Annotated in this window: 10 protein-coding genes; 4 read left to right on the top strand and 6 right to left on the bottom strand. The window is 67.8% G+C overall.

The genetic code is table 11. From position 1 onward, the window contains the following. Positions 1–11: 11 nt before the first annotated feature. Complete coding sequence (locus KEG38_RS07820) at positions 12–539, bottom strand: peroxiredoxin family protein (protein ID WP_272418460.1); 528 nt, start codon at positions 537–539, stop codon at positions 12–14. A gap of 58 nt (positions 540–597) precedes the next feature. After that, positions 598–1215 carry a TlpA family protein disulfide reductase gene (locus tag KEG38_RS07815; RefSeq protein WP_272418459.1) on the bottom strand — a complete coding sequence of 206 codons (618 nt, stop codon included), beginning with the start codon at positions 1213–1215 and terminating at the stop codon, positions 598–600. Positions 1216–1499: 284 nt separating this feature from the next. Between KEG38_RS07815 and KEG38_RS07810 the strand changes: the two genes are divergently transcribed. The 4 genes from KEG38_RS07810 (at position 1500) to KEG38_RS07795 (ending at position 7522) form a co-directional block, all read left to right on the top strand. Continuing rightward, on the top strand, positions 1500–2828 hold the full coding sequence (locus KEG38_RS07810) for a hypothetical protein (protein WP_272418458.1): 1329 nt from the start codon (positions 1500–1502) through the stop codon (positions 2826–2828). Positions 2829–3043: 215 nt separating this feature from the next. Then, entirely contained in the window at positions 3044–4222 is a 1179-nt protein-coding gene (locus KEG38_RS07805; RefSeq protein WP_272418457.1) for a hypothetical protein, read from the top strand. A 174-nt stretch (positions 4223–4396) separates the two neighbouring features. Next, the gene (locus tag KEG38_RS07800) at positions 4397–5506 is read left to right on the top strand and encodes an Mrp/NBP35 family ATP-binding protein (protein ID WP_272418456.1); all 1110 of its coding nucleotides are present in this window, start codon (positions 4397–4399) and stop codon (positions 5504–5506) included. 147 nt (positions 5507–5653) lie between these two features. Next, a complete protein-coding gene (locus KEG38_RS07795) occupies positions 5654–7522 on the top strand; it encodes a S1 RNA-binding domain-containing protein (protein ID WP_272418455.1) in 1869 nt (622 codons plus the stop codon). A gap of 75 nt (positions 7523–7597) precedes the next feature. On the opposite strand, the gene KEG38_RS07790 is transcribed toward KEG38_RS07795, so the two are convergent. The 4 genes from KEG38_RS07790 to KEG38_RS07775 are packed head-to-tail and all read right to left on the bottom strand — an operon-like array spanning position 7598 to position 12128. Beyond that, complete coding sequence (locus KEG38_RS07790; protein WP_272418454.1) at positions 7598–8827, bottom strand: ABC transporter permease; 1230 nt, start codon at positions 8825–8827, stop codon at positions 7598–7600. Further along, complete coding sequence (locus tag KEG38_RS07785) at positions 8824–10044, bottom strand: ABC transporter permease (RefSeq protein WP_272418453.1); 1221 nt, start codon at positions 10042–10044, stop codon at positions 8824–8826. Before KEG38_RS07785 ends, KEG38_RS07790 begins: the two co-directional genes overlap by 4 nt. Beyond that, positions 10041–10805: an ABC transporter ATP-binding protein gene (locus KEG38_RS07780; RefSeq protein ID WP_272418452.1), complete on the bottom strand. Its 765-nt coding sequence runs from the start codon at positions 10803–10805 to the stop codon at positions 10041–10043. Before KEG38_RS07780 ends, KEG38_RS07785 begins: the two co-directional genes overlap by 4 nt. A gap of 12 nt (positions 10806–10817) precedes the next feature. Further along, complete coding sequence (locus KEG38_RS07775) at positions 10818–12128, bottom strand: efflux RND transporter periplasmic adaptor subunit (RefSeq protein WP_272418451.1); 1311 nt, start codon at positions 12126–12128, stop codon at positions 10818–10820. Between the last annotated feature and the right edge of the window lie 80 nt (positions 12129–12208).

The following is a 12208-nucleotide window of genomic DNA, read 5'->3' as shown; positions in this document are numbered from 1 at the left end:
GCGCTGCCCGATCAGTCCGCGAGGGCCTTCTCGACCTCGGCTGCCAGGGTTTTTTCGTCCCCCGCGGTGTATCCACCACGCTTGTGCACGATCGAACCGTCCTTGCTGATGAGCACGGTGAAGGGCAGTTCGCGCTTCGGGTTGTAGCGGGCCGTCACCACGGTTTCCTCGTCCAAGAGGACGGGGAAGACCATGTCCTTCGAGCGCACCACGCTGCTCACCTGCGCGCGGGACTCCGGCCCGTCGGCGGAGACGGCGAGCACGACGAACCCGCGATCCTTGTGCTTTTTGTAAAGGTCGACGAGGTGCGGCATCTCGATCATGCAGGGGTCGCAGGTGGTCGACCAGAAGTCGATGAGCACCACGCTGTTTCCCTTGTAGTCCGAGAGCCGGACTTGCTTGCCGTCGAGCGACGGCAGCGTGAAGTCGGGCGCTGTCGCGCCGCCGCCGGCCTTCGCGGAGGGCATTTCGCCACCACACGAGCTGAGGAGGAGGCCGGCGATCGCGGCCCCGAGGACGTGTGCTTTTCGCGCGTTCATCCGCGCATCATGCCGCAAACGAGGAAGGGCGGCACGCGCGCAGGAGGCGGAGAGACGACTACAACGTTCCTGCGATGACCTTCTCGAAGGTCTTCCAGTACGTCGAGGGAGGCGGACCTGCGTACGTTTGGACGATCTCCATCGTGCGCGTGTCGATGATGATGTTCGCCGGGAACGAATCGCTCTCCCAGAGCGCCGCGAGCTTGCCGCCCGGATCGGTCACCGACGGGTAGTCGATGACGAACTTCTTCACCCACTTCGTCAGATCGTCGGGCGTCGCCGGCGAACCGGAGATGCCTTCCGCGAGCGCGAGGAGGAACTCGCCGCCCATCGGGTTGTACTTCGCGCGCAGACCAGGGAGCACCTCGGCCGCCTCGTACTGGCAAGGCCCGCACCATGAAGCGGAGATGATGATCGCGAGCGCCTTCGGCTTCGGCGTGTCCTTGGGGAACACGGAGTTTTCCGGAAAAACCCCGTCACCCGTCGGATTGTAGAACTCCGCAAAGGAGATGAATCGCACGCCTTCGGCGAGCTTTTCCTTCGCGTTCGGAAAACCGATGAGCTCGTAATTCTGCGCTATCGAGCCCTTGCTGATGCCGTAAGGACCCGCGGGATACGGGAGAGCCCACGATCCACGCGGGAGCTGCCCCGTTTGATCGGGGAACCCCGGTGTCACGTTGGCTTCGCCCTCGTCACTACTGCCGCAGCCGATCAAACCGATAGCTGCCGTCAGACCGAGAACCAAGCCCCGAAAGAGCACGTCGTTTCGCATGATGCCACCGCGCCTGGAATGAGGTAGGTCGGAATGGTCCTCGCGGGGGTGCGGCGCGTCAAGCGCCCTCCTTGGCAAAAGGCCTCGCCTGGACCCGATCCTTACCCAGGCAAGATGCGTGGAACACGGCACCGTCCCATGCATACCCACATCCACGGAGGGGCGGCCCTCCGAGGTTCGAGGTCATCATGCAGCATTCTCCCGTTCTCCGTCCGCGGCAGCCCGCGCGCCTTCGTTTTGCCGCCGCCCTCTCGCTCCTCTCGCTCCTTTTCGGTGGCGCGCTCGGCGCCTGCTCCGAAGAGGAGCAGCTGCCCTTCTGCTTCGGCGGCTTCGTGACTGCAGACGGCAAATGCGAGGGGAAATGCACCCCTGACAAGTGCCTGCCCGGCAACACCTGCGTGGAAAACCGCTGCGTGCTCGAGTGCGCCGCGCACACCGATTGCCTCGCGGATGGGACGCAGGACTGCACAGCCGCGGTCGAGGACGACACGAAACGCGAACTTTTCGCCTGCCAGCCGAACGACAAGCCTTTCGGCTTCGGCTTCAAATGCCCCTTCGGCGACGAGTGCAGCAAGACGCTCTCCTGCCCGGAGACGGGCACGCCGTGCTTCCTCGATCAGTGCGGCGGCGCGCCCGACGCCTGCGAGCCCGACGTCGACTTCTGTTACGGACGTGCGAACTGCCTCGTCGGAAAATGCCCCGACAACACGCCGTGCACCGTGCTCACGTGCGCGCCGGGCGAGTGCACGGCGCCGCTCTCGTGCCTCTCGGCGGCCGAGGGTGACGCCGATGCTTTCTGCACCAAGCAAGATTGCCAGAGCGACGCCGAGTGCCCCGGTGGCTTCTACTGCGGCACGACCCGCGAGGCGCGTGAGCTCTGCGGCAGCATGAATCCGACGAAGGGCAACAACGGCCTCTGCGGCGAGTCGTCCGACGACTGCATCGAGCCGAGCTCGCTCGGGCAGGGCAACACGATGTTCGAGGGGCAGCTGTGTGTACTTCGGAAGACGTGCATCCAGCGCGACACGTGCGCCCCGTGCAACACTGATCTGGACTGCTCACAGATCCCGAACAGCCACTGCATCTCGCTCCCGAACGACACCACGAAGCGCTGCGCCTCCGAGTGCGTGAAGGACTCCGACTGCGGACGCTCCTACGAGTGCAAGGCCGTCGACGCGGCCAAGCCGGAGGGGCCGAAAGCCTGCTTCCACCGCTTCGGCGCCTGCGTCGGCGAGGGCAACTACTGCGAGCCCTGCGTGAACGACGAGGACTGCGGCCCGCTCACCGGCACCTCCGTCTGCATCCAGGCCACCGACGGAAGCCGCGGCTGCGTCGACCTCGCCACCTCGGGCGGGGCCTGCATGTCGAACGACGACTGCCCGCTGTCACCGAGCGGCAAGCACGCCGAGTGCGATCTCAACCCAAATTCGCAGAACTACCAGAAGTGCCAGCTCCTGCCCTACACGCTCGCCAACCCGTCGAACCCGAATCAGGGCGGCGAGGCGAGCTGCTGGTAAGACAAGCTGGTCTCTTCTGATCTCGACCGATCCTTGCTGCGCAAAACTTTTCGCCACGCGCGGCGCGTCTCTTTCGCACCCATCCTCCCTTATCCGGGCATTCCGTGAGGGTCCCGGGGATGGACGGGAGGGTGCTCCGTCCGCACGTCGCATGGCGCAAAAGCTGCACGTGCGCTTCAACGTAGTCATCACTTCTTCAACAAGGAGAGCTTCGCATGTCGCAGAAAAATAACTGGATCCGCTTCGCCGCCGCGCCCGCCTTCGTGCTCGGAATCGGCCTCACCGCCGGCATCGGTTGCAGCGACGTCGCCGACATCGCCGAGGGGTGCAATGAGTTCCGGGCCGACGCGCAGTGGGGCGCGAACCTCGACATCGACTTCCGCGTGAAGTCGTTCATGAGCGCCTCGGGCGCGCTCGTCACGCTCGCCGATCAGATGATCGCCGACGTCACCGTGGCCTGCGAGGGCATCGCCAAGGCGACGAAGCGCGACGACTCGAAGTGGTCGTCGCTCGAGGGCGCCAAGCGCCTCGAGGCCGTCTGCGCCGAGGCGCAGCTCGGCTTCGACGAGGTGATGAAGGCCAACGCGAGCGTAGAGCTCGTCGCCCTCGTCGAGGGCGGCAAGTGTGAGGCGAGCCTCGACGCGGCCGCCGAGTGCAACGCGCGTTGCGACGTGGACGCCAAGTGCACGCCGGCGCAGCTCGAAGCCAAGTGCGAGCCCGGCAAGCTCGCGGGCTCGTGCACCGCCGAGTGCAGGGGCTCGTGTACGGCCGACGTCGGCGCCACGGTCGAGTGCAGGGGCTCGTGCAGCGCCGTCTGCAACGGCAAGTGCAACGGCACGTGCTCCTCGGGCGACGCGAACAACTGCAACGGCCGCTGCGACGGCACGTGCGAGGGCACCTGCTCGGGCTCGTGCGAGCTCGAGGCCAACGCCGCCGTGGAGTGCGACGGCACCTGCCGCGGCGAGTGCTCCGTCGACTTCGAGGCCCCGCACTGCGAGGGCAAGATCACGCCGCCCGAGTGCGAGCTCGACGCCGACTGCCAGGCGAGCTGCAACGCGGAGATCCAGGCGGAGGCCTCGTGCACGCCGCCCAAGGTCACGATCGAGCTCAAGGGCGGCGCGACCGCGGATCTCGAGGCGCTCGTCGTCGCGCTCGAGGAGCACCTGCCGAAGCTCATCGTGACGGGCATCGAGCGTGGTCAGGCCGCGCTCGACGCCGGCAAGGTCCTCGTCGAGGTCGGCGGTAACCTCGAGGGCGCGATCACGTCGAGCGGCAAGGCCCTCGTCTGCGCGACGACGGCCGCGGCCGCCGCGCTCGACGCGAGCGTCGAGGTGCAGGTCTCCGTCGAGGCCAGCGCCAGCATCGGCGGCAAGGCTGCCGGCTCCGTCAACTGAGCGACGCATGACGCGCCGCCCGGCCGCTCGTCGTGCCGGGCGGCGTGTTTTCTTTTTGTTTCGCCCCGGCCGTTTTTCCCGGCGGCGGCGCGCCCGCGCGACCGCGGAACGGGTTGACGACACCCGTGGCTGGTCCTAACAGACCGGCTGCCCCGCGCTGCCCCGAAGGAAATCATGGCAATCACGGTCGAATCCGCGAAATCCGCGCTCGGAAAGGTCGAGGACCCCGAGCTCTCTCGTCCCCTCGTCGACGTCGGCATGCTCGGCGACGTCACCGTCGAGGGAGACACCGTCACCGTGGGCCTCACGCTCACGACGCCGGCGTGCCCGTACAAGGCGCGGATCCAGGACGACGTGACGGCGGCGCTCAAGGCCGCGGGCGCGGGGAACGTGACGATTACTTGGAGCTCCAACGTTCCCGAGCGCAACATCATGGCCGACGATCCTTGCCCCGGCGTGAAGAACATCGTGCTCGTCATGAGCGGCAAGGGTGGCGTCGGAAAGAGCACGGTCGCCGCGAACCTGACGCTCGCGCTGAACCGCCTCGGTTGCCGCGTCGGCCTTCTCGACGCCGACATGTACGGGCCCAGCGTGCCCACGATGCTCGGCGTGATGGGCCGGCCGACCTCGGCCGACGGCCAGCATTTCCTGCCGCTCGAGCGCTTCGGCGTGAAGCTCATGTCGATCGGCTTCCTGCTCGAGGACGCGCGTCAAGCTGTCGTGTGGCGCGGGCCGATGATCCAGAACGCGCTGCTCCAGTTCATGAAAGACGTCGACTGGGGCACGCTCGACTACCTCATCCTCGACCTGCCCCCCGGTACGGGCGACATCGCCCTGACGATCTCGCAAAAGCTGCGCACCACGGGCGCCGTGATCGTGACGACGCCGCAGGAAGTCGCGCTCCAGGACGTTTACAAATCGGTCTCGATGGCCCAGAAGGTGGGCATCCCCATCCTCGGCGTCGTCGAGAACGAGAGTTATTTCATCTGTGACGGTTGCTCCGCGCGTCACGAGCTCTTCGGCTCGGGCGGCGGTCAGAAGATCGCCGAGTTCGCGGGCGCCCCGCTGCTCGGTCAGATCCCGCTCGATCCTTCGGTGCGGGAGTGGGGCGATGCAGGCACGCCCGTCGTGCAGGCGGCGCCGGACAGCTCGGTCGGCCGGGCGTTCCTCGAGGTGGCGCAGCGGCTGGCGGCCAAGGTGAGCGTGCACGACCTCGGTCGCGGGGGCTCCCTCCGCATCGACCGTAGCGGCGGCCAGCAGCGGTTTTTACCCATCGTACGTTGAAAAAGCGCCTCGAAGTTCGAGCGCTGTGCGCGGAGACCTCGCGCCTGTGCGCGAGGTACGTTATGTTTCCGTCCCCTTCCGAGCTACGCGTGTGCGCGAAGGTCGTCCCCTGACGACGCGCGCCGCGAGCGGGGCCCGAGATCCCGGATGAACACGGACAACAACACCACCGAGGCGGCAGAGGTCCAGAAGGACGCCGCGGCGCCCGAGGCGCAGCCGCAGAATCAAAAGCCCGAGGCGAGCACCGAGGCCCAGGCCGCCTCGCCCACCGCCGCTCCTTCCCGCGAAGAGTGGGAGGATGAGCAGCCGGGAGACGACATTGGCAACCGCCTGCCGGGCCCCGGCGGTCGTCCGCAGGCGAGCCCTGCGGCGAAGGCCGAAGGTCCGGCCGGCGACGCGAAGAAGCGCAAGCGCCGCAGGAAGCGCAAGGGTCCCCCGGGCGCGCAAGGCCCGACGGCGGAAGGCGCGGCCGAAGGGGCCGAAGGCGCCGAGGCGAGCGGCGAGGACGCGGAAGGCGAGGACACGGAGGCCGGCGAGGCTTCCGAGGCCCAGGCCGAAGGGGAAGCGCCGCAAGGCAAGCGCAAGGATCGGCGCAAGGACAAACAGGCCGCTGCAGCGGCCGCAGCCCAGCGCGAGCGTCCTGCGTTCAGCGTGGGCGAAGAGGTCTTCGGCAAGGTCTGCAAGGTGACGGACCAGGCGATCTGGATCGACATCGCAGGCAAGGCGACGGGCCTCTTCGATCGGCAGGAGCTCGGCGACGAGGAAGTGCCGGCCGAGGGCGATCAGTTCATCGCGAGCGTGCAAAGCACGGGCGTTCGCGGCGGCATGCTGGTGCTCTGCAAGGGGCAGCCGAAGCCGCTCGACGAGCTGAAGAAGCAGCTCGAAGCCGCGTCGCAGAGCGGCGAGCCGGTCTTCGGCTTCGTGACGGGCGCGGTGAAGGGCGGTCTCGAGGTCGATCTCGGGGGCCTGCGCGCGTTCGCGCCGGCCTCGCACGTGGACCTTCGTCACGGCGCGGATCTCTCGCACCTCGTCGGTCAGAAGCTCGACTTCGTGGTTGCGCAGTACGCGAAGAAGGGCCGCGACATCGTGGTCTCGCGCAAGCGCATGCTCGAAGAGGATGCGCGCCGCCTGCGCACCGAGGCGCTCAGCAAGGTCACGCCGAACAGCGTGCACAAGGGCATCGTGCGCAAGGTCGTGGCGTGGGGCGTCTTCGTCGCGCTGCCCGACGCGGGCAACGTCGAGGGCCTCATCCACATGACCGAGGCGAGCCACGACCGCAGCGCGCGGCTCGGCGACCTCTTCCGTCCCGGCGCGGAGATCGACGTCAAGGTCATCCGCATCGACGACAAGGGCAAGCTGTGGCTCAGCCACAAGGCCACGACCGCGGATCCGTGGGACACGGTGAAGGAGAAGTACGCGGTCGGCACGAAGCACAAGGGCAAGGTCGCGCGCCTGCAGCCGTTCGGCGCGTTCATCGAGCTCGAGCCCGGGATCGACGGCCTCTGCCACACGGCGGACATCTCGTTCAAGCAGGTCGAGCACCCGAGCGAGGTGGTGAAGGTCGGCGACGAGATCGACGTCGTGGTCGCGAGCTGCGATCCGGGCGCGCACAAGATCGGCCTGCACCCCGCGCTGCCGAGCGGCGAGGAGGAAGAGCCGCGTCAGCGCGTGCAGCAGTACAAGGCCGTGAAGGTCGCCGTCGTGCAGGCCGTCGAGGGAGGCCTCTCGGTCCGCGTCCTCGGCGTCACCGGTCGCGCGGCGCGTGGCTTCATCCCGGCAGGCCACACGGGCACGGCGCGCGGCACGGATCTCCGCAAGGAGTTCCCCGTGGGCACGAAGCTCGACGCGAAGGTGCTCGAGGTCGACCCGCGCCGCGGCGAGGCGAAGCTTTCGATCCGCGCCCTCAAGGAGGACGCCGAGAAGCAGGCTTACCAGTCGTACCGCGCGGGCGTCGCTCGCGAGGCGAAGTTCGGCACCTTCGCCGACCTCATGAAGAAGAGCCAGTCGAGCCACTGATCGAGGCTGGCTGAAGGATCACGCGCCCCGCGGCCGAGAGGCCCGGGGCGCGTGTCCTTTTGGGGTCCAATCAATTCATTCGCGGCCGAGCGCCTGCACCGGATCCATGCGCGCGGCCCGTCGCGCCGGGAAGAACCCGAAGACGAGTCCGATCGCCGTGCTCGTCCCGAGCGCGACCGCGAGCGCCTGAGGCGCGAGCTTCATCGGCAGATCGAGCGCCGCGCCGAGGCCGACGATCGCGCCGTAGCCGAGCGTCGTCCCCACGATCCCGCCGAGCGTTGCGAGCACGAGCGACTCGACGAGGAACTGCACGAGGATGTCCATCTCGCGCGCGCCGATCGCCATGCGGATGCCGATCTCGCGCGTCCGCTCGGTGACGCTGACGAGCATGATGTTCATCACGCCGATCCCGCCGACGACGAGCGATACGGCCGCGATTCCGACGAGCAGGAGCGAGAGGACCCCGTAGATGCTGTCCTGCATCTGCTGGAACTCGGCCTGCGTGCGGATGAGAAAATCGTCCTCGTCTCCCTCGCGAATGCGATGCCGCTGGCGAAGGATCTCCTCGGCTTGCTTCTTCGCGCGGTCGGTCGTCTCCGGGCTCGTGGCGCTCATCATGATGGCGTCCGTCTCGCCCGGTCGCGTGAAGCGCACGTGTGAGCGCATCGTGGTGATCGGCATGATCACGACGTCGTCTTGGCTCCGACCGAACGGCGACGGGCCCTTCTCCTCGAGCACGCCGAGCACGCGGTACGGATGCCGGCCGATGCGGATCCATCGACCCACGGGATCGGCCGTGCCGAAGAGATCCTTGGCCGTCCCCGCGCCGATGACCGCGATCTTCTCGGAGACGTTCTCGGCCGAGACCGTCCACGGCTCGCCGCGCTGGAGCTTCCAGTTGCGCACCTCGAGGTACGCGATGCGCGAGCCGATCACCTCGGCCTTCGCGTTCTGCCCTTCGTAGACGACCTGCGCCGATGCACGCAGAAACGGAACAGCCGCCCTGATGCTCGTCGACTCGCGCTCGAGGGCCTGACAGTCAGATTCCGAGAGCTTCGAGCCGCCCGTCGTGCGCGCGCCCGAGGCCCTCGCCGACTGCGGAAAGACGATCAGCGCGTTCGATCCGAGGTTCGTGATCTGCCCGTTGATCTTCGCGCGCGCGCCGTCGCCGAGCGCGGTCATCGTCACGACGGCCGCGATGCCGATGGTGATGCCGAGGATCGTCAGCGCCGCGCGCAGCTTGTTGCGGAGCACCGCCCGCATGGCGATGGCGATCGCGGAGAAGACGCGAAAAAGGCCGATCACTCTTGCCGCAGCGCGACGATGGGATCCATCAGCGCCGCCCTCCTCGCCGGGAAGAACCCGAACACGACCCCGATCACCGTACTCGTCGCCATCGCCGCGATCACCGCGGGCATCGGAAGCTCGAGTGACCACCCGAGCGCGCCGCCGATCGCCTTGATCACGCCCGCGCCGATACCGAGCCCGAACACGCCGCCGATCACGCTGAGCACGATCGCCTCGACGAGGAACTGCGTCATGATGTTTGCCGCCGAAGCGCCGATCGCCATGCGGATGCCGATCTCGCGCGTCCGCTCGGTCACGCTGACGAGCATGATGTTCATCACGCCGATCCCGCCGACGAGCAGCGAGACGGCGGCGATCGAGGAGAGGAGCGCGGTCAACGTGCCAACGATCTCCTCGGACGATTTGCGGAACTCGGCCTGCGTGCGGATCGCGAAATCCGGATCCGCGTCGGGCGCGATCCCGTGCCTCTGCCGCAGGATCGCGTTGATTTGCGCGACGGCGCGATCGACCGTCCGCTCGTCCGTCGCGGAGGCGATGAGCTGCTGCACGCGCCCCGGCGGACTTGGCACGACGCGCGCACGGAAGCTGCCAATCGGCATGAGCACACGATCGTCCTGATCCTCGCCGAAGGGCGACTGCCCCTTCTTCGCGAGCAGACCAACGATGCGATACGGATAACGACCGATGCGCACGTACTGGCCGATAGGATCTCCGGGGCCGAAGAGCTTTTCGCGTACGGTCTCGCCGATGATGACGACCTTCGCTTTGAGCAGCTCCTCCGACTCCGTGAACATCTGGCCCTTGTCCACGGAGAAGCCGCGCACCGGGAAGTAGCTGCGCGACACGCCCATCACCTGCGTCACGGCGTTGCGATCGCCCGCGATCACCTGCGCGCCCGTGGAGCTGAACGGCGCGACGTTCGCGATGCTCGTCGCCTCCGAGAGAAGCGCGCGTCCATCGGCCTCCGTGAGGCGATTGACGTCGGCGCTGCGTACGCCCGAGGTCTGCGTCGACTGCGGGAAGATGAAGATGACGTTCGCGCCGAGGTTCGAGATCTGCCCGACGACCTGCGCCTGCACGCCCGTGCCGAGCGCCACCACGATCACCACGGCCGCGACACCGATGAGGATGCCGAGCACCGTCAGGCTCGAGCGCAGCTTGGAGCGCACGATGGCGCGCAGCGCGAGCCGGATCGCGGCGAGGATCGCCGTCACGAAGCGGCTCCGTGCTCGTCCTGGACCGGCAGCTCCGCGAGCGCGCGCGCCGCGTCCGTCGGCCTCTCGTTCACGATGTCGCGCCGCACCGAGCCGTCACGCATCTCGACCACGCGCCCTGCGCAGTCGGCGATGTCGCGCTCGTGCGTGACCAGCACGATCGTGATGCCCTGCTCCCGGTTGAGCCGTTGCAAGAGATCGAGCACCTCGTAGCTCGTGCGGGTATCGAGGTTGCCCGTGGGTTCGTCGGCGAGCAGGAGCGGCGGCTGCGTCACGAGGGCGCGCGCGATCGCGACGCGCTGCTGCTGACCGCCGGAGAGCTGGTTCGGCGTGTGATGCAGGCGCGCGCCGAGGCCAACGGCGCTCAGCGAGGCGAGCGCGCGTTTCCTTCGCTCCGCGGCGCCGACGCCTCGGTACACGAGGGGCAGCTCGACGTTCTCGAGGGCGGTCGTGCGGGGCAGCAGGTTGAAGCCCTGGAACACGAATCCGATCAGATGGTTTCGCACGATGGCGCGCGCGTCGTTGCTCCGCGAGCCGACGTCGATCCCGTCGAGGATGTACTTGCCGCGCGTCGGCCGATCGAGGCAGCCGATGATGTTCATCATCGTGCTCTTGCCCGAGCCGCTCTGCCCGATGATCGCGACGAACTCGCCCCGCCGGATCGTCAGGTTCACGCCGCGGAGCGCGCGCACGACGACGGCCTCCGTGACGTAGTCCTTGTGGATCTCGACGAACTCGATGATCGACGGGACGTCCTTCATCACGTCCCCCGCCTAGAACGGCCTGCGGCCGCCGCGCCCGCCTGCGGCCCCTGCGTCGGTCTCTTCGGTCACGACCTTCAGGCTGCCGATGTCTGTACGGAGAACCGTGTAGATGCCGTCCGTGATGCCGATGTCGACCTCGCGCATCTCGATCTGCTCGGCGCCCAGCGTCTCGTTCGTGAGCACGTAGATGCGCCCTTTGCCCGCGGGCAGCGGCGGCAGCGGATCCTGCGGGATGGGCTTGCCTTCCTTTGTCATCGGCGGCGAGGGCTTGAAGCGCAGCGCCGCGTTGGGCAGGCGCTTGATGCCCTTGGCCTCGGCCGAGTGGATCGTCGCCGTCGCCGTCATCCCGGGGCGCAGCTTGATGTCGGGGTTCTCGACCTCGATCACCGCGGCGTACGTCACGACGCCCGCCTGGTTCACGGGGCTGAAGCGCACCTGGCTCACGAGCCCCTTGAACGACTCGCCGGGGAACGCGTCGACGCGGATGTCTGCGGTCATCCCCTCCTTCAGGCGCCCCACGTCCGCCTCGTCGATGTCCGCGAGCACGCGCATCTTGCGGAGATCCTGGGCGATCACGAAGAGCGTCGGCGTCTGGAAACTTGCAGCCACGGTCTGGCCGGGATCGACCGCGCGGTTGATCACGACACCCTCGATGGGCGAGTAGATCTTGGTGAACGCGAGGTTCGTGTTCGAGCGCCGCAGCGTTGCGTTGAGCTGCGCGACCTGCGCCTTCGAGGCCGCGACGTCGGCGAGCGCGATGTCGTAGCTGCCTTGCGCGGCATCCAGATCCGCCTGCGATCCCACGCCTTCCTTGAACACCTTGCGCGCCCGCTCGAGCCGCACCTTCGCCGTCTCGAGGTTCGCATCGGCTCGCTTGACGCTCGCATTCGCGGCTGCGACCTGCGCCGCGTTCGCGTCGATTTCCGCGCCGAGGAGCTGCGTATCGATCTCCGCGAGCAGATCGCCGGCCTTCACGTGGCTGTTGAAGTCGACGTGGACCTTCGTGATGCGGCCGGAGACCTGCGCACCGATCTGCACCTCGGTGACCGGCTTGACCTGTCCGGTCGACTGGATCGTCTCGAAAACGTCGCCTTGCGTGAGGGCCGCGCTCACGTAGCGCGCGGGCGGCGGCGGCTTGGTCTTCTGCAGGTAGAGCATCCCGCCTGCGACGATGCCGCCAAGGACGAGCAGAATGACGAGCCAGCGGAGCCATTTGCCGCGGCCTTCGACACGCGACAGCGCCTTGTTCAGGTCGGGCCGCTCGGCTGCGTTGTTCCGGGCCTGTCCGCCCGCATCGAGGTGCACTCCCGGATTGGCCATGACGGAACCCGTGATAGCACGGAGGAGCCTTCCGGCGCGGCCGTGGCGAAGGATCTTACGCAGGGCTTGATGGGGCGACA

This window comes from Polyangium jinanense (genome assembly GCF_028435265.1).
In the GTDB taxonomy this organism is placed as follows: Bacteria; Myxococcota_A; Polyangia; order Polyangiales; family Polyangiaceae; genus Polyangium; species Polyangium jinanense.
This window is presented reverse-complemented; position numbering and strand designations above follow the sequence as displayed.

Excerpts from the sequence above, each read along its gene's own strand:
- KEG38_RS07775 (WP_272418451.1), bottom strand. The coding sequence starts at position 12,128 with ATGGCCAATCCGGGAGTGCACCTCGATGCGGGCGGACAGGCCCGGAAC.
- KEG38_RS07780 (WP_272418452.1), bottom strand. The coding sequence starts at position 10,805 with ATGAAGGACGTCCCGTCGATCATCGAGTTCGTCGAGATCCACAAGGAC.
- KEG38_RS07820 (WP_272418460.1), bottom strand. The coding sequence starts at position 539 with ATGAACGCGCGAAAAGCACACGTCCTCGGGGCCGCGATCGCCGGCCTC.
- KEG38_RS07800 (WP_272418456.1), top strand. The coding sequence starts at position 4,397 with ATGGCAATCACGGTCGAATCCGCGAAATCCGCGCTCGGAAAGGTCGAG.
- KEG38_RS07795 (WP_272418455.1), top strand. The coding sequence starts at position 5,654 with ATGAACACGGACAACAACACCACCGAGGCGGCAGAGGTCCAGAAGGAC.
- KEG38_RS07805 (WP_272418457.1), top strand. The coding sequence starts at position 3,044 with ATGTCGCAGAAAAATAACTGGATCCGCTTCGCCGCCGCGCCCGCCTTC.
- KEG38_RS07810 (WP_272418458.1), top strand. The coding sequence starts at position 1,500 with ATGCAGCATTCTCCCGTTCTCCGTCCGCGGCAGCCCGCGCGCCTTCGT.